13 protein-coding genes are annotated in these 16,370 nt (G+C 61.7%); 5 read left to right on the top strand and 8 right to left on the bottom strand.

The annotated features are described in order from the left end of the window. Nucleotides 1-14: 14 nt before the first annotated feature. Together B9Z33_RS03300 and B9Z33_RS03295 are read right to left on the bottom strand one after the other, a co-directional pair. Entirely contained in the window at nucleotides 15-287 is a 273-nt protein-coding gene (locus B9Z33_RS03300) for a YkgJ family cysteine cluster protein (RefSeq protein ID WP_199220297.1), read from the bottom strand. Next, nucleotides 284-1,489 (bottom strand): murein transglycosylase A, encoded by a 1,206-nt coding sequence (locus B9Z33_RS03295; RefSeq protein ID WP_233252716.1) that lies wholly within the window; start codon nucleotides 1,487-1,489, stop codon nucleotides 284-286. The genes B9Z33_RS03300 and B9Z33_RS03295 overlap by 4 nt, the downstream gene beginning before the upstream one ends. Here B9Z33_RS03295 and B9Z33_RS15575 point away from each other — a divergent pair. After that, a complete protein-coding gene (locus B9Z33_RS15575) occupies nucleotides 1,443-1,580 on the top strand; it encodes a hypothetical protein (protein WP_199220271.1) in 138 nt (45 codons plus the stop codon). The genes B9Z33_RS03295 and B9Z33_RS15575 overlap by 47 nt on opposite strands. Before the next feature lie 10 nt (nucleotides 1,581-1,590). Here the strand turns inward: B9Z33_RS15575 and B9Z33_RS03290 are convergent, their stop codons facing one another. Genes B9Z33_RS03290 through B9Z33_RS03275 form a run of 4 tightly spaced genes read right to left on the bottom strand, consistent with a single transcriptional unit; the run spans nucleotide 1,591 to nucleotide 9,020 of the window. Next, nucleotides 1,591-2,160, bottom strand: coding sequence for a C40 family peptidase (locus B9Z33_RS03290; RefSeq protein ID WP_233252715.1), 570 nt, complete (start codon nucleotides 2,158-2,160; stop codon nucleotides 1,591-1,593). Beyond that, nucleotides 2,157-2,798 carry a response regulator transcription factor gene (locus tag B9Z33_RS03285; RefSeq protein ID WP_108285561.1) on the bottom strand — a complete coding sequence of 214 codons (642 nt, stop codon included), beginning with the start codon at nucleotides 2,796-2,798 and terminating at the stop codon, nucleotides 2,157-2,159. The genes B9Z33_RS03290 and B9Z33_RS03285 overlap by 4 nt, the downstream gene beginning before the upstream one ends. Before the next feature lie 9 nt (nucleotides 2,799-2,807). Beyond that, a complete protein-coding gene (locus B9Z33_RS03280; protein ID WP_108285560.1) occupies nucleotides 2,808-4,892 on the bottom strand; it encodes a sensor histidine kinase in 2,085 nt (694 codons plus the stop codon). Between the two features lie 6 nt (nucleotides 4,893-4,898). Continuing rightward, nucleotides 4,899-9,020, bottom strand: a complete 4,122-nt coding sequence (locus B9Z33_RS03275) for a YhdP family protein (protein ID WP_233252714.1) — start codon at nucleotides 9,018-9,020, stop codon at nucleotides 4,899-4,901. 58 nt (nucleotides 9,021-9,078) lie between these two features. Between B9Z33_RS03275 and glnE the strand changes: the two genes are divergently transcribed. Next, nucleotides 9,079-11,817 (top strand): bifunctional [glutamate--ammonia ligase]-adenylyl-L-tyrosine phosphorylase/[glutamate--ammonia-ligase] adenylyltransferase, encoded by a 2,739-nt coding sequence (glnE, locus tag B9Z33_RS03270; RefSeq protein WP_233252713.1) that lies wholly within the window; start codon nucleotides 9,079-9,081, stop codon nucleotides 11,815-11,817. Nucleotides 11,818-11,849: 32 nt separating this feature from the next. Here glnE and B9Z33_RS03265 read toward each other — a convergent pair whose 3' ends face one another. Both B9Z33_RS03265 and B9Z33_RS03260 read right to left on the bottom strand, forming a co-directional pair. Next, a complete protein-coding gene (locus B9Z33_RS03265) occupies nucleotides 11,850-13,400 on the bottom strand; it encodes a cryptochrome/photolyase family protein (protein WP_108285557.1) in 1,551 nt (516 codons plus the stop codon). Then, a complete protein-coding gene (locus B9Z33_RS03260; RefSeq protein WP_108286125.1) occupies nucleotides 13,397-13,570 on the bottom strand; it encodes a DUF2256 domain-containing protein in 174 nt (57 codons plus the stop codon). The genes B9Z33_RS03265 and B9Z33_RS03260 overlap by 4 nt, the downstream gene beginning before the upstream one ends. 115 nt (nucleotides 13,571-13,685) lie before the next feature. Between B9Z33_RS03260 and B9Z33_RS03255 the strand changes: the two genes are divergently transcribed. From B9Z33_RS03255 to B9Z33_RS03245, 3 genes are read left to right on the top strand one after another with little or no spacing between them, the layout of a single operon-like run. Next, entirely contained in the window at nucleotides 13,686-14,270 is a 585-nt protein-coding gene (locus B9Z33_RS03255) for a glutathione peroxidase (RefSeq protein WP_233252712.1), read from the top strand. 8 nt (nucleotides 14,271-14,278) lie between these two features. Next, entirely contained in the window at nucleotides 14,279-15,595 is a 1,317-nt protein-coding gene (locus B9Z33_RS03250) for an NAD(P)/FAD-dependent oxidoreductase (protein WP_108286123.1), read from the top strand. Next, the gene (locus B9Z33_RS03245) at nucleotides 15,592-16,368 is read left to right on the top strand and encodes a DUF1365 domain-containing protein (protein WP_108285556.1); all 777 of its coding nucleotides are present in this window, start codon (nucleotides 15,592-15,594) and stop codon (nucleotides 16,366-16,368) included. The genes B9Z33_RS03250 and B9Z33_RS03245 overlap by 4 nt, the downstream gene beginning before the upstream one ends. The last annotated feature ends 2 nt before the right edge of the window (nucleotides 16,369-16,370 follow it).

Below are 16,370 nucleotides of genomic sequence, written 5' to 3'. Positions count from 1 at the left end.
CGTATGTTCTGGCATCAGTCCGGCCGTGTCAAAGCCTCTAGTCGCATCAGATAGCCGCGGGCAAACACCCCGCCATCGTCTTGCGGCCCGCACATCTCCAGTGAGGCTTGCAGTTGCCCACACACCGCTGGGCGACCCGGTTGGCCAAAAATCTTGCAACGCAGTTGGTCGTCCAGCTGCACGCAGGGCACCCCTGCGGGCTTGCCGTTGGGCATTCCTGGGATGGGGGATGAGATGGACGGGGCGGTGCAGCAGGCCGCGCAGCCCGGGCGGCACGACAAGCTCATCGAGGCCACAGCGCCCACAGTTGCAGGGCTTGGTTGATCCGCCCTGCAAACTCGCCTGCCGCTTTGCCCGAGCCCGCGTAATAGTCGGCGCGCACGGCCCCCACAATGGCGTTGCCGGTGTCCTGCGCCATGACCAGTTTGTCCAGTGCGACTTGAGGCCCTTTTGAAATCAGCCAGACAGGCGTGCCATAAGGAATGCTGCTGCGATCAATGGCGATGGAACGGCCAGCCGTCAGGGGAACGTTTTGTGCGCCTTTGGGCCCCTGTGGCGTGGTGCCTGCTGGCAGGGGTTCTTCTTTGAAGAAGATGAATCGGGGGTTTTTCCAGAGCAGCTCGTTCACACGCGAAGGGTTGCGGTCCATCCAGTCCTTGATGCCGGGCCAAGAGGCGTCTTTCAGCAAGCCTTGTTGCAAAAGCCAGCTGCCGATGCTTTTGTAGGGGTGTTCGTTGGACCCGGCAAAGGCCATGCGCACGGTGCGTTGGCTGCCATCGGGCTCGGTGACGTTGATCAGGCCGGAACCCTGAATGTGCAGGACCATGGCGTCAATGGGGTCGGCCAGGTAAACCAGCGCTTTACCGCGCAAGGCGTTGCGCGCTTGGGCTTGGGTCTCGATTTCCTGGCGACTGAACCAAGGGGTGTTTTTGCTCAGCCCCGTTGGCGGTGCATACAGCGGTATGTTGAACCCTGCACGCGGCAACCTGGAGGCGTCGAAACGCGGCTCGTAATAAGAGGTCAATTTGCCCTGTGCCTGGCCTTCATGAGACTCCACGCGGTAAGGCTGCAATTTTTCCCGCATCCAGCGGCGTTGGTCCTGTGCCGAGGCATTGGCCAGTTGCCGGATATCCGGGCACAGTGCGGCCCAGGGTTTGGCGGGCCGCGAGCAGCTTTGTAGCCAGGCGGGCCAGGCTTCGTGCAAGGCGTCAGCCTCCAGGCCTGGCAAATCGGACCAGTGCACCGGCACCCAACGGCTTTTCGCCTGCAAGATCATGGCCGGCAGAGGGCCTTGATCGATCGCGGGTGATGTCGCTGATGGGCTTGGCGGAGCAGGTTCATCCAGCACCGGGGCCACCGAACAGCCGACCAAGCTCCCTACAATCGCGGCCAACAACCAACCGGAACGTATCCGGGTCATCCAAAGAAACGGAAATTTGTTCATGGTCCTTATTTTGCTGGAAGCTTTGCTGGCCTTGGCCGTCTTCATCGGGATTGTGTGGTGGACCATGTTTTCCGGACGGTCCAAAGGTGAGCTGCCGCCGCCTGACAAATCCGACGCAGACGACAAGGCGCCGTGATCGGCCGAGCTCAGTCGAGCAGCGTGCCTGCGCCTTCAAAGCGCTGGGCGTAGTAACGGTTTGTCAGTTGGTCCATGCGCACGCCGGTGCGCGGGTTGCTGGCATGCACAAAGCGGCCATCGCCGACATAAATACCCACATGCGAATGACGCGCCCCCAAGGTGTTGAAGAACACCAGGTCGCCCGGTTGCAAGTTTGTCCGATCGATGGGGCGTGATTTTTGGCCCAGATCGGCCGAGGTGCCTTTCACCGGCAAGCCTGCTGCCTCACGGTAGACGTGAGAGACCAGCCCTGAACAATCAAACCCGGTGGCAGGCCCTCGCCCTCCCCAGCTGTAAGGGGTGTCCAGCAAGGACATCGCAAACAAGGCCAGGTCGTTGCGCTTGGGGTGGTAAGGCGCGTTGTACGGCGTCTGTTGATCCGCTTGGGGCCTTGATGTGCTGGATGGCCCATCTGGCGAAGTACGCATGCCGGGTGATGAGCACCCGGTTAAAACGGCAACGAGTCCCATGAGTCCCAGCGTCACGACCGTGGTTGTGATGCGGCTGAATTTGTGGGGCATCCGTGTGGCCTGGTTCATGTCAAGGTCCGCATCAGGTTGGCCAATTCGACTGCTGATTTGACTTCCATCTTGTCGAACACACGTGAGCGGTGCACTTCGACGGTTCGAACGCTGATGTCCAGTTGATCGGCGATCAGTTTGTTGGGCAAGCCTTCCACCACCAGGCGCATCACATCGCGCTCCCGCTCGGTCAGCTCTTCCAGCCGTGACTGCAAAAAGCTTTGTTGTGTGCGGGCGGTCAGGCGTTCTTGTGAAAGCAACAGGGCTTGTTCCACACGGTCCACCAAGGCGTTGTCAGAAAACGGTTTTTCGCAAAAATCAAAAGCCCCGCGCTTGACGCTGTCCACGGCCGTGGGCACATCGGCGTGCCCCGTTAAAAAAATCACGGGCCAAGCCTGGGCGATGCCGCAGGCTTGCAGTTGCTCAAACAAGGCCAGTCCGCTCATGCCGGGCATGCGCACGTCGAGCAAGATGCACGCAGCTTGTTGGGGCAAAAACGAAGTTTGGGGTGCGTGGTTGAGCATCTCCAGAAACGCTTCGGCACTGTCGTATGACTCGCTCAACAGCCGCCGTGTGCGCAGCAACCACGCCATGCCTTCGCGCACGCCAATGTCGTCGTCAACGATGTAGACCATGCTGTCAAAAGGTGGGTGCATGGCGCGATTTTAGGGGGTGGCGGGGGCGGCGTTGCCAGACGCCACGGGCAGCGTGAAACGGAAGACGGTGCCTTTGGGGGCGTGTGGTTCAAACGCCAGATGCCCGCCGTGCTGCTCGATCACGGTGCGGCACAGGCTCAGGCCCAGGCCCATGCCCTCGGCTTTGGTGGTGAAGAAAGGGTTGAACAGCTGGGTAGCGACATCGGCGTCGATGCCTGCGCCAACGTCGGTGATCGAAAATTCGACCCCCCTGGGTTCGGTCTCGGATGCGCTGCGTTTGACCTGCAAGATCAGCACCCTGTCCTGGCATTGCGGCAGGTCCATGGCTTGCATGCCATTGCGCGCCAGGTTGAGCAAAACCTGTTCAACCATGGTGCGGTCACACCACACCGCAGGCAGCCGCGCCTCGACCCGAATGTGCACGCGCACGTGCAGCTTGCGTGCTTGAAGGTTGACCAAGGGCGATATGGCGTCGAGCAAGGCTTGCGGGGCCACGGCCTCGCGCGCCTGGTCGCGGCGGCGCACAAAGTCATGCACGCTGTTGATGACACGCCCGGCCCGTTCGGCCTGTTCGGCAATTCGCCGCAGCGCCATGTGCACATCGTCCAGTGTTTGGGGTTCGGCTTGCGGGTCTTTGAGCAGGTTGAGCGAGCCATTGGCATAGCTCGAAATGGCGGCCAGGGGTTGGTTCAATTCGTGGCTGAGCAAAGAGGCCATTTCGCCGACGGTGGCCAGTCTGGCGGTGGCTTGCAGGCGCTCCTGACTGGCCCGCGAGAGTTCTTCGATGCGGCGCTGTTCGCTGATGTCGATCACGGCACCCATCCAGCCCGTTTGTTCACCCCGAACGCTGATCAGCGGCGCTTCGATGATCAGGACAGGAAAACGCGTGCCGTCTTGTCGCATGAAGACCGACTCAAAACCTTCACGCGGCGGCGCATTGCCCGCCAGTCGGATGGCTTGGCGTTGCTGGTATTCGTCCACCATTTCCGGTGGCCAATAGGGCATTGGCGCGTTTTTTCCGACCAGTGCTTCGGCGTCCCAGCCCACCATCTGACAAAACGCCGGATTCACATACGTGATGTGTCCTTGCAGGTCGCGTGCCCTCAAGCCGGTGACCAATGAGTCTTCCATGGCTTTGCGAAAAGCCAGGGCCTCGGCCAAGTCGCGTTCGGCTTTGAGACGACGCCGGGAATCCTTGGCCAGCAAAACCATCACCGTGATCAGCGCAATCGACATGCCCGTGACCAGCGCCGTGAGCACATTGGGAAACAGGTCGGGCTCACCCCGGCGGCCATCCATGCGCAGCAACAGGGTGTTGCCAGGCAAGTCCACCAGTTGTTGGGCGGTGAAGACCCGGCGTTCCCGGCGCTGGGTGCCCGCGATGGCCAGACGCGTGCCATCTGGCTCGATAAAGGACAACTCGTTGCGGCGGCCAAATGTGCTGCCCAGCCGTTCAGTCAGCATTTCTTGAAGGCCGTAGGTCACCACCGTGTAGCCGGTGAGTTCGCCGGCCTGTGTCATGGGCAGGCACAGTTCCATGACCTCCATGCCCAGGCCATCGGTCTGTGGCAAAAAATAAGTGCTTGAATAGGCGGGGCCGTTCAAGCGCTTGCCACGCTGGCAAGCTTGTGCGGCTTCGTTCAGCACGTCGGAGCGTGCGATGCGTTCAAATGCGGGCGCACGCAAGGGCGAGTCTGCAAACGACAGCAGTTGCCAGTCTTTGTCGCGCCATTCAATGCGCAAGCCATCGCGGTTGTCGCGCAGCAAACCCTGGGCTTCGGGTTGCCAGGTCAGGGGGGCCAAGTGGCTTGATTGCAAGGCCTGCAAAGCCTGGACCTGGCGAGACAAACTGCTGCGCAGGTCGCTCACGGCGTTGGCGGTGTCGCGCTCCAGCTCGGCCTGAACCTGGCTGGCTTCGTAGCGGCCTGCCAGCCACACCAGCGTGACCAGCACCGCCAGCACCAAGGCGATCAAGGCCGCCCACAGGGATCGCCTGCCTGACCCCCAAGGCAACACATCGTCCAGTCTGGATCGCAGGCGCAACAGGTTTTCTTGCCATGTGGCACCGATGCGGGAAGCGCCAGGGAGTTTCATGGCGCGTCAGGGCACGGTGTTGCTGTTGGGGGTGGCGGGTGTTTTGCTGTCGCCGCCGTTGCTGGTGACCTTGGTGACCCGTGGCTCGGCCCAGCTGCCATCGATCAGGAATTCCTGTGTGTTGGCTTTGGCCAAGGGGTTTTGCAGAAAAAGCTGGGCCAAAAACGCCGTAAGTCCAATCACCGGGTTGAGCGCGATGCCCGCCACCAAAGAGGCGGTCCCTGCGTCCAGGGCCGGCAAAATCACCACCCGCAGTTTTTGGGTTTCGTGGGCGATGTCGGCTGAGCCGTCGAGCTGCACCAGCGCGTTCACGCCCTTGATTTGCATATTGCGTGTGTTGGCGATGCCTTGCGCGATGGTCACGTCACCGCGCACCGAGTCAAAGGCGAACCCTTCATAAAACACATCGCGGAAGTCGAGCAACAGACGCCGTGGCAGTGCTTGCAAGCTCAACACCCCCAGCAGCTTGGCAGCGCCTGCATCTGCTTTGAGGAATTGGCCGCGGCCCATTTTGACGCCGAATTGCCCCGACATGCTGGGGTAATGCAAAGCCATGGGCGAGCCTTGCCAACTCACCATGCCTTCGAGCTGGCCAGTGCCGCCGCGCAAAGCGTTGGGGGTGCCCAAACGTGTCAGCAGCGCGCCAGCGTCCGTCACATCCAGCTTGAAGTTCATTTCTGTTTTGCGTTGGAGTCCACCTTCGCCCGCCGTCAGCCAGCGGCCTGTGCTGCGCAGCGTTGCCTCGGGCACGGTGAGATTGAACTTGTTCAATTGCCATTCCGGTGCGCTTTTGACGCGCGATTTTTGTTGTTCCGTGTTCACGGCTTCGATCTCAATGCGGCCAAGCTGCTTGCCCCTCAGCTCCAGTTGCTCGACCACGATATCCAAAGAGGGCAAGTTGGCGGGTGGGGCCTCCAGCAGACCTTCGACTTCGGCAACGCTGGAAGGCGGCAAATTGAGCCGTGACAGGCGTGCAAACAGGTGCCCCAATTGGTCACGCGACGGCTGGCGATACACCACGTGGCCACCCAGCTCGCGCGCATCCACGTTCACGCGCCAGGTGAGGTCTTCGCGAACCCCTCCCGCGACCACCTGGTGCAAGGTGCGCCCATCGGCGGTGATGGTGTTGGCTTGCAAGCCAATGCGTGTGGGCAAATAGCCCCGCCAAAGGGTTTGTCCCGTGCCGGTTTTTTCGCTGCCTGACAACAGGTTGGCGGGCAGCAGGTTTTCCCAGTCTTCGACGGCAAAACGGTCCAGTGCCACCGTAGCTGAAACCCCTGTTGCGGGCAACGCCGGGGCTTGTGTGCCCGGGGTGCCCAGGCTCAGACTGCCGCGCAGCACCACCGGCTCTGCGCCGCTCAGGTCGCGCACATAGTTGGCCGAAGCGATGTTGCCCCACTCGAACTGCAGTTGGTCTTGCAAGACGCCGCCCTGGTTTTGTACGCGCATGCGCAATGACAAAGGCACGCGGGTGCCAGCGGGCTTGCCCAGGGGCGACGGCAATTTCAGCGCCAAGCCATCCAATTGGCTTTGCACAGACAACTCGGGTTGACCTTGTCGCCATCCCAACTGGGCGCTGTAGGTGGTGGCACCACTGGCGTATTGGGCCATTTCATTGATCGGCGCGAACTCTTTGGCTTGGCGCAGGCCATCGGCGGTGATTTGACCTTGGGCACGCAATTGCATGCTGGTTTCGGCGGTGGTTGCGGGCGATGTGCGCAGGCCGCCTTCGATGCGAACGGGCCCCCCCAGCAAACGTGCCTGCATGGCACTCAGGGTGAAGCCCGCTTCTGTGAATTGGACCGTGCCCTGGGCTTTTTCCAGCAAGGGGGTGGTGGGTGACATGCGCAGATCGTTGCCAGCCAACACCACGGTTCCTTGCACTTTGGTGTTTGGCGGGGTCAGCAGGGGAATGGCCAATTTGAACCGGGTCTGAACTGTGCCTGTGGCCTGGGTTTGACGCAATGCGCCCGACAGCAGCGCATCCAGCGGCGACTTTTGAACCAGCGACAGCACTTGCGTGGCCGAATCCTTGTTGTCTGCCGAAACGTTCAGCACCGGTTGGTGGGCCATGTCCGCGATGTCCGCTTGCCCGGCTGTCAAATTGAGCCCGGTGCGGGCGTCACCTGCGCGTGCCGAGGCATCGGTCAGTTTCATGCCCAAGCGGTCGAACACCAGCAACCCATTCAGCTTCTGCAGGCGCGGCCAGGGCAGGCTCTTGGGGGGCAGCAAAGCCGCAGGCAGGTAGTCCAGTTCGATATCCCGCAAGCGTCCGGCAAATCGGAACTCACCTTCTTTGGGGTCTGCAAATGGCAGGCGGGCCAGATCACCCTTGATCTTGACCTGCACATCCGAATAAACGCCTTTGACCACGGCATCGCGCACATATTGACGCACGTTGGCGGGCAGCGTGACGGGCAAGTAGCGGTGTGCCCGGGACGCGTCGACTTGTTTGATTTGCCCTTGCAGATCCACCATGCCCGGTCCATGGCCGTTGGCCGCTGCTTGCCATTTTCCTTGCCACTCGCCTTGCAGGTCGGCGTTCGCCAATTTCAGTTTCCATTGAGGTACGCGCCATTGACCCGCTTCTCGTTTGAAGGTGGCTTCGGCGAGCAATGTCTGCACACGCACTTCCGCCTCTTCCAGAATCCCGGGCAGAAAAATCGTCCCGTCAGGTCCCATGTTCAGGGCCACCTGGCCACCGTCCTGTGTCATCGACACTTTGGCTTGCGCGCCTTTCAGGCCGGGTCGTTGGGGTGTTTTGTCGTTGGCCTTCAGTGCAGGGGGGGGCAGGGTCAAGCCTTCCAGTGTGGCTTGGCCGTCATAGCGCTCTGGCGCTTGCCAATCGCCGTGCCAGCGCCACTGCAAAGCGCCCACCTGACCACTGATGTCTTGTTGCTGCAGGCGCTCGTGCCATGTGGCGGGCAAAGGCATGCGCAGGGCGACTTCGCGCAGGGCAAACAGGTCCAGGTGGTCCGCCTGAAGCTGGCCGTGTGCCGGGGTCTTGCCTTGCGGGTAGTTGTATTCCAGCGAGACGTTGCCGCCCGGCCAGGCCACGCCCTGTGCGCTCACAAATGCCAGGTGTTGGGTCGACACTTCAAACCCCAGGGCGCTGGCCCGCGCACCCAGTCGGCCCGACAAGCTCTCAAAAACCAATGCTTGGGCATCGGCTGCCCATGTGGTTTGGAGTCCGGTCAGGTTCACATCGGCCACGCCCCCGGTCCATTGCCCGCGAGCGACATCGCTCCACAAGCGCAGGCTTCCGTGGCCCGCGGCGATGTCAACGCCCAAGGGGACATGCTGGCCCAATTGCGCCACATCCACTTCGGGAAAGTAGGCATAAACCTGACCCGTCCAGTCTGCCCACTCACCGGGGTGTATGGACAACAGGCTGCGTCGGAATCGCCCCATGCTGACAAAACGCTCGCCCCATTCCGATGGCGGGGTGGCGTCCAGTCGCACGTCGTGGTGTCTGGCCGAGTTGCGCAGCACCAGGTCAACGTCACGCAGGGCGAGCGTGACCGGTGTTGTGTGGGCGTTGGTCGATGGCTCCGGGGTTTTCGGCCGCAAAGGCGACAACAGGCCAGGCAGGGGTTGGTGGGGGCGGCGCTCGTTGGTCCAGCGCACGGTGCCGCTTCGCACAATGACCTCGCGCTGTGCGAACAACCAATCGGCAGCTGCGCCGTCGCTTTGGGTGTTGGGTGCCCAATCCAGACCTGCCACGCGCCATGCCCCATCGGCCGTTAAGCGGATGTCGAGTTCGGGTGCGTCCAGCACGAGCTGTTCCAGCTTCAGGCCCAAGGCCGATTGCACGCTGATGGCGATCACCACCTTGGGCAAACGCAAGCCAGGGTGGCCTTCCCGGTCAAGCAACTCGATGTTGCGCAGCTCGAATGAGGGAGCCCAACCCGTGGATTCCGCAGAAATCTGGCCAATGCGAACCGGAACCCCGATGCTTTGCTGGGCCAAGCGCTCCAGCGCGGGGCGGTAATCACCGATTCGCGGCACAATCCAAAAATGCAGGGTACCCCAGGCCATGCCCAGCAAAATGCCCAAGACGAGCAATGCCCAAGCCATGACCCGCATGACACGGGACAGTGCAAGGCTCAGGCGGGGAAAAGTGGGCAAAGACGGTACAAACATTTGAATCAGAAAGTCAGCAGGAATTATGACCCGCAGCCAGCCCATGAACGATGCCCCCAACTCAAAAGCGGTAAGTCTTGGTCATTTGAGCTTGTATTCACGTTTTGTGCAGCGTTTGCACCGCCGTTACGCCGATGTTTTGCCCTTGCTGGCTCCGGGTGCCCCGACACGCGACAGTCTGAACGCCGGTTTTGCCGCCCTTCAAGCCACGGGCCTGGACACAGGCGCTGCCCTGCGCGTGTTGCGCCAGCTCACGCTGGAGCGCTTGGCCCAGTTGGACTGCTCGGGCCAAGCCCCTTTGGCGGTGGTGACCCATGTCATGACCTGGCTGGCCGAAGTCACGCTCGACATCGCCTGGCAGCAGGTCATGGCCGATCTGGACGTGCTGCATGGCGCACCCACCAAGGCCGATGGCCAACGCGCCGAGATGTGGATCGTGGGCATGGGCAAGCTGGGCGCTCGCGAGTTGAATGTGTCGAGCGACATTGACTTGATTTACGTCTACGACCAGGATGGTGAAACGCTGGGCAACAGCGAAGGCCGCAACAAAGTTTCGTGCCAGGAATACTTCACCCGCGCCGTCAAGCGCATGTACGCCCTGATTGGCGATACCACCGAACACGGTTTTGTGTTCCGGGTCGATTTGGCGCTGCGCCCCAATGGCAACTCGGGCCCCAGCGTGGTGTCGCTCGATGCGTTGGAAGAGTATTTGCTGGTCCAAGGCCGCGAATGGGAGCGTTTTGCCTGGATGAAAAGCCGCGTGGTCGCGCCCCGCAGCGCGGTGGTCAATGGCACTGCTCAGGCCTTGCGTGCCGTGGTGTTGCCGTTTGTGTTTCGCCGATACCTGGATTACAACGTCTTCGAATCGTTGCGCACGCTGCACCAGCAAATTCGCGACCATGCCGCCAAGCGCAGTGCGGGCCACCCCGAGCGCGCGAACGATGTCAAGTTGTCGCGGGGGGGTATTCGTGAGATCGAATTCACCGTGCAATTGCTGCAGGTGGTGCGCGGCGGGCAGTTCCCCGAGCTGCGCACACGCCCCACGCTGGACGCTTTGCAGCGCATGGCCAAAGCCGGTCTGATGCCCCAGGCCACGGCCGACGCCTTGGGTGCGGCCTATGTGTTTTTGCGCCAGGTGGAGCACCGCATCCAGTACCTGGACGACCAACAAACCCATGTTTTGCCGACGCGCGATGACGATCTGGCCTGGATCGCCCAGACCTTGGGCTACGAAGATGCCTGCGCGTTTTTGTCTGAGCTGGACGCACACCGCGAGGTGGTGGCGCAAGAGTTCGACACCTTGCTGGGGGGTGACCGGGAGTGCAAAGGTTGCAACGGTAAAAATAGCAAGAACGGGACGAATGGCCGCGAGCATGCCGAGCTCGACGCCGTGCTGACCGACTTTGATGGCGCAGTTCGTGCTCGCCTCGCGCAGTGGGCAGACAACCCGCGCGTGCAAGCCCTGCGCGACGACGCCCGAGGTCGCCTGATGCGTTTGTTGCAACGCACGGCCCAATGGCTGGGCGAAGGCCGCATCAGCGAAGTGGCCGTGCTGCGCATGGCCGATTGGATCGAGCCCCTGCTGCGCCGTGAAAGCTATTTGGCCCTGATGCTGGAGCGCCCCTCCGTCTACGAGCGCTTGCTGCGGCTGTTGGGTGCGGCCAAATGGCCTGCGCGTTATTTGTTGCAACACCCCGGTGTGATCGACGAGCTGGCGGGCGGCAACCTGTTTGACACCCGCTTTGACGCCGCCGAGTTCGAAGCCGAACTGCAGGCGCGCCGCGTGGCCCTGCAGCGCACGGGCGAAGACGACGAAGAAAGCCTGATGAACCTGCTGCGCCGCGCCCACCATGCCGAGCAGTTCCGGACACTGGCACGCGATGTGGAAGGCGTGCTCACCGTGGAGCAAGTGGCCGATGACCTGAGTGCGCTGGCCGATGCTGTGCTGCGCGTGACGGCGCGCTGGTGCTGGGACCGCCTGAAAACCCGCCACCGCGAAAACCCTGCCATCGCGATCATTGGCTATGGCAAGCTGGGCGGCAAAGAACTGGGCTATGGCAGCGACCTGGACATCGTGTTCGTGTACGACGACGAAGACGAACGCGCCCAGGAAATCTACGCCGCCTATGTGCGCAAAATGATCAACTGGATGACGGTCAAAACCGCCGACGGGGACATCTACGAAATCGACACCGCGCTGCGCCCCAACGGCAATTCGGGCCTACTTGTCACGCGTTTTGAGGCCTATGCCGACTACCAGCAACAACGCGGCAGCAACACCGCCTGGACCTGGGAACACCAGGCCATGACCCGCGCCCGCTTTGTCATGGGCCTGCAAAGTTTGGCACCGCGCTTTGACGCCGTGCGCAACGCCGTCATCAGCGCGCCGCGTGATGCGTTGAGCCTAAAGGCCGAAATCGTGGCCATGCGCGAACGCGTGCGCCAGGGCCATCCCGTCAAGGCCGATCATTTTGATGTGAAACACAGCCCCGGCGGCATGGTCGATGTCGAATTTGCCATGCAGTACTTGGTGCTGCTGCACGCCGCTGCACACCCTGAACTGGCCGACAACGTCGGCAACATCGCCTTGCTGCAACGCGCCGAGAAAGCAGGCTTGCTGCCGACTGGCACGGGGCAAGCTGCGGCCAATGCCTATCGCGAAATGCGCCGCTTGCAACACCGCGCGCGCCTGAACGAAGAACCCACCCAAGTGGACCCGGCCACGCTGAGCGCTGAACGCGATGCGGTTTTGGCGGTGTGGCAATGGGTGATGGGTCAATAGAAGATGCCCTCAATTGGGGACTGAGGTGTGAGTTAAACCCCGTCCAGCCCCTCTCGCGTGGCATTGGCTTGCGCCCGAATCTGGGCCTTGTCTTCTTCGCTCATGCGGCCAACATGCTTGACCATCAGTGCGGTGCGCGGGTTCTTGGCAAAGTCTTGTTCGTGGCGGATCAGGAAATCCCAATACAGCGTGGTCATGGGACAGGCATTGGGGCCGGTGCGTTGCTCGGGCTGGTAGCGGCAGCCTTTGCAATAGTTGCTCATTCGGGCGATGTACTGGCCGCTGGCCACATAGGGTTTGCTGGTGAAGCGCCCGCCGTTGGCGTGCAGGGCCATGCCCAGGGTGTTGGGCATTTCCACCCATTCCACCGCGTCCACGTACATGGCGCGGTACCACGCGCTGACCTGTTGCGGTGACAGGCCCGCCAGCACCGCAAATTGCCCGGTGACCATGAGGCGCTGGATGTGGTGGGCATAGCCGTGTTGCAGGCTTTGGCCAATTGTGGCTTGCATGCAGGCCATGCCGGTTTGGCCAGTCCAGTACCACTTGGGCAAATCGCGGGTGTGGCCGTAGTGGTTGGCTTCGGCCAGGTGCGGCATGTCCAGCCAGTACACGCCGCGAATGAACTCGCGCCAGCCCAGCACCTGTCGGATGAAGCCTTCCACGCTGGCCAGCGGCAAGCCACGCTGGTGATAGGCCTGCTCGGCAGCGGTGACCACTTCACGCGGGTTGAGCAAATGCAGGTTTAGGCTGCTGGCCACCAGCGCATGCCAGCCAAAGGGCAGCGTGGTCCACATCGCGTCTTGCCAGGGACCGAAGTTGTCCAACCGCTGGTCGATAAAGTGTTGCAGCGCGGCCAAGGCGTCTTCGCGGGTCACGGGCCAGGCAAAGTCATCCAGTGTGCCGGGGTGGCTGGCAAAGCGCTCGCGCACCAGCGCGATCACGTCTTGCGTGACGCGGTCGGGCGAAAAGCGGGCGGGCGGCGGTACGGTGCCCGGGCCTTTGGCCCCAAAGCCTTTGCGGTTGTCGGCGTCAAAGTTCCACTGGCCGCTCACCGGGCTGGGCTTGTCGGGTGGGCCTTCCATCAGCACGTCGTGGCGTTGGCGCATCTGGCGGTAAAAGAACTCCATGCGCAGCTCTTTCTTGTCGGCTGCCCACTTCGCAAATTCGGCGCGGCTGCACATGAAGTGTGTGTCGGTCACCCAGCGCAGGGGCACGCTCGCCTGGGCAGCGGCATCTTCGATCAGCCGCTCCATGCGCCAGGCGCCAGCCTCCAACACCACCAGTTGCTGGGGTTTCAAGGTGTTCAGTGCGTGGCTCAGCCGACCGGCAAAGTCACCGGGCAGCGCGGCATCGTCGAGCTTCATGTAAACAAAGGGCCAGCTGCGGCCGTGCGCGGCGTTGGCAAAGTGCCGCATGCCTGACAAAAACAGCGCGATTCGGGCCTGGTGGTTCCAGACTTCGTTGGCCTCGCTCTCGGCCTCGATCAGCAGCAAACGGTCTTGCGCCGGGTCAAAACCCGCCAGAGCAGGACTGTCCCAGCCCAGCTGGTCGCCCAGCACCAGCACCAAGTGGCGCGTCATGCTTGGGCCTTGGTGGTGTTTTTGGCGGCCCGGCAGCGGTCGCTGCAATAAAGAACGTTGTCCCAGTTCTTGGCCCAGCTTTTGCGCCAAACCATGGCGCGGCCACAAACTGCGCAGGGCTTTTGGGGTAAATCCTGCTTGTTTCCTTTAAAACCGGAGGCTTTGGGCATGGGTTTTTCCAATGGACGAGAGGTTGGAGTGACAATTCTGACAAACAAGTTTAAACTCATTGGTCACAAAATGGATTTTCAAGTGCAAATGAATCACGAGTGGGTTAATCATTGGATGGGGCAGCTGCTTTTGGCGTTGCTGGCAGCGGCATTGGGCTTCGGCATTGAGGTGGCGCAAGCCAGCACACCATTGGCGTCTTCGGCCACGCCGGTCAACTGTCCCGCCCTCCTCAACCACACCTTTGACCGACTGCAGGATGAAAAGCCCCAGTCGCTGTGCCAATACGCTGGCAAGGTGGTGCTGGTGGTGAACACCGCCAGTTTTTGCGGCTTCACCTCGCAATACAAAGGCCTGGAAGCACTGAACACCAAATACAAAGACCAGGGCCTGGTGGTGTTGGGTTTTCCGTCGAACGACTTTGCCCAGGAAAAAGGCAGCAACAAGGACATTGCCGACTTTTGCGAAAGCACCTTCGGCGTGAAGTTCCCGATGTTCACCAAAACCCGGATCACGGGCGAAGGTGCTGCGCCTCTGTTCAAACAGCTCACAGCCCAAACGGGTCAAAAACCGCGCTGGAACTTTCACAAATACCTGATTGGCCGCGACGGCAAGGTGGTCGACCAGTACAGCAGCATGACCGGACCCGAGAGCAAAACCCTGGTCTCGGCCATTGAACAATCCCTGAAAGCCAAACCATGAAGCCGCGCATGAAACTGGCCATCGTGGGTTCGGGCATTTCCGGCCTGGCCGTGGCACACACTCTGAAAGACCATGCCGACATCACCGTGTTCGAGGCTGGCGATTATTTTGGTGGCCACACCCACACGGTCGACATCACGCTGCCCACGCCGCAAGGCCCTGTGACGCACGGCGTGGACACGGGCTTTCTGGTGTTCAACGAACGCACCTACCCCAACCTGATCAATCTGTTTGCAGAGTTGGGCGTAGAAACCGCGCCCTCTGACATGTCATTTTCGGTCAAGGTACCGGGGGCCAAAAATGGCAAGGCACTGGAGTGGAGCGGCACCGACCTGAACAGCGTCTTCGCGCAACGCAGCAACTTGGTCAATCTACGCTTTTGGCGGATGTTGTCTGATGTGATGCGCTTCAACGCGCTGTGCACCCGCATTGCCAAAGAGCAGCGTGAAAAAGAGCTGCAACAACCGCTGAGTGAATTTCTGCGCACGCACAAGTTCAGTGAGCCGTTTCGCGATTGGTATTTCCTGCCCATGCTGGGCTGCATCTGGAGTTGCCCGACCGACCAGATGCTGCAGTTCCCGGTGGCCACCATGATTCGGTTTTGCCACAACCACGGCCTGATCCAGGTCACAAACCGCCCGCAGTGGTTCAGCGTGGTGGGCGGTGCGCGACATTACGTTGAGAAAATTTTGGCCGGTGTGCATGACAAACGCCTGAACACCCCGGTGCGCCTGATCGAGCGCGACGCGCAAGGTGTGCGCGTCATCACCGACGGGCATGCCGAGCGCTTTGACGAAGTCGTGATCGCCACCCACACCGACCAGGCGCTGGGCCTGTTGCGCGAGCCGTCTGGCGACGAGCGCAGCGTGCTGGGGGCCATCCGCTACCAGGACAACCGAGCCGTGCTGCACACCGATGCCAGCGTGCTGCCCGCGAACCAAAAAACTTGGGCCGCCTGGAACTACGAGCGCGCAGCCAGCACCGAGCGCGAGTCCGCGCGTGTGTGCCTGCACTACTTGCTCAACCGCTTGCAACGCATCCCGTTTGCGCAGCCTGTGGTGGTGTCGCTCAACCCGCTGCAGCCCATCGACCCCGACACCATCGTGGGCGAATACGACTACGCGCACCCGGTGTTTGACCTCAAGGCCATCGACGCGCAAAAGCGCGTGCCCTTGCTGCAAGGCCAGCGCCACACTTGGTACGCCGGGGCCTGGACGGGTTACGGCTTTCACGAAGACGGCCTCAAGTCGGGCCTGCAAGTGGGCCGCGCTTTGCTCAAGCAAATCCACGAGCAAGGCAGCCCACAGGAAAAGCCGGCTCCATGAATGCTGCTACTGCGCTCATCGGCTGGGGCCAGGTGCGCCACACGCGCCACCGCCCGGCGCACCACGCCTTTGTTTATCCAACCGCATTTTTGATGCTGCCGATGCGCCGTTTGCAAGCAGGTCAATGCACCACCGACTTGGCCATCAACCGCCGTGCCTGGTTTGCGTTTCATGACGCCGACCATGGCGATGGCCGCCCTGCCGACAAAGGTGGTGCGCTGGCCTGGCTCGATGAACTGCTGCACCAAGAAGGCATCCGGGACGCCACAGGCGAAGTCTGGCTGCAGGCCTTTCCCCGCGTGCTGGGCCATGCTTTCAAGCCCGTGAGCTTTTGGTACGCGCACCGCGCTGACGGCAGCCTGGCCGCCATCGTGGCCGAGGTGAACAACACCTTTGGCGAGCGCCATTGCTACCTGCTGCCCGAACCGCAATACGGCCGCACGCTGCTGGCCCACAAGGTGTTCCATGTTTCGCCCTTTTGCGACGTGCAAGGCGAATACCGTTTCCGTTTCATGCGCACGCTGCAGGGCGGCCAAGACCGCATCGTGGCCCGCGTGGACCACGCCGATGCCGATGGGCCGCTGATCGACACCAGCTGGAGTGGTGTGCTGGAGCCCGCCACCGCCGCCGCCTTGCGCCGCGTGATGTGGCGTTTTCCGCTGCTGACCTTTGGCGTGGTGGCGCGCATCCACTGGCATGCCTTGCTGTTGTGGCTGAAAAAAGTCCCGTTCTGGCGCAAGCCCGAACTCCCTCGTGAATTTGTGACCCGCTGAAC

The organism is Limnohabitans sp. T6-20 (genome assembly GCF_003063505.1).
GTDB lineage: Bacteria > Pseudomonadota > Gammaproteobacteria > Burkholderiales > Burkholderiaceae_C > Limnohabitans_A.
Note: the sequence above shows the minus strand (reverse complement) of the source record. Positions and strands in the feature narration are given on the sequence as shown.

Bases quoted from the DNA above. Each gene is read 5' to 3' on its own strand.
- B9Z33_RS03300 (WP_199220297.1), bottom strand. From the start codon at position 287: ATGAGCTTGTCGTGCCGCCCGGGCTGCGCGGCCTGCTGCACCGCCCCG.
- B9Z33_RS15575 (WP_199220271.1), top strand. From the start codon at position 1,443: ATGGTCCTTATTTTGCTGGAAGCTTTGCTGGCCTTGGCCGTCTTCATC.
- B9Z33_RS03295 (WP_233252716.1), bottom strand. From the start codon at position 1,489: ATGAAGACGGCCAAGGCCAGCAAAGCTTCCAGCAAAATAAGGACCATG.
- B9Z33_RS03290 (WP_233252715.1), bottom strand. From the start codon at position 2,160: ATGAACCAGGCCACACGGATGCCCCACAAATTCAGCCGCATCACAACC.
- B9Z33_RS03285 (WP_108285561.1), bottom strand. From the start codon at position 2,798: ATGCACCCACCTTTTGACAGCATGGTCTACATCGTTGACGACGACATT.
- B9Z33_RS03280 (WP_108285560.1), bottom strand. From the start codon at position 4,892: ATGAAACTCCCTGGCGCTTCCCGCATCGGTGCCACATGGCAAGAAAAC.
- glnE (WP_233252713.1), top strand. From the start codon at position 9,079: ATGAACGATGCCCCCAACTCAAAAGCGGTAAGTCTTGGTCATTTGAGC.
- B9Z33_RS03265 (WP_108285557.1), bottom strand. From the start codon at position 13,400: ATGACGCGCCACTTGGTGCTGGTGCTGGGCGACCAGCTGGGCTGGGAC.
- B9Z33_RS03260 (WP_108286125.1), bottom strand. From the start codon at position 13,570: ATGCCCAAAGCCTCCGGTTTTAAAGGAAACAAGCAGGATTTACCCCAA.
- B9Z33_RS03255 (WP_233252712.1), top strand. From the start codon at position 13,686: ATGGGGCAGCTGCTTTTGGCGTTGCTGGCAGCGGCATTGGGCTTCGGC.
- B9Z33_RS03250 (WP_108286123.1), top strand. From the start codon at position 14,279: ATGAAACTGGCCATCGTGGGTTCGGGCATTTCCGGCCTGGCCGTGGCA.
- B9Z33_RS03245 (WP_108285556.1), top strand. From the start codon at position 15,592: ATGAATGCTGCTACTGCGCTCATCGGCTGGGGCCAGGTGCGCCACACG.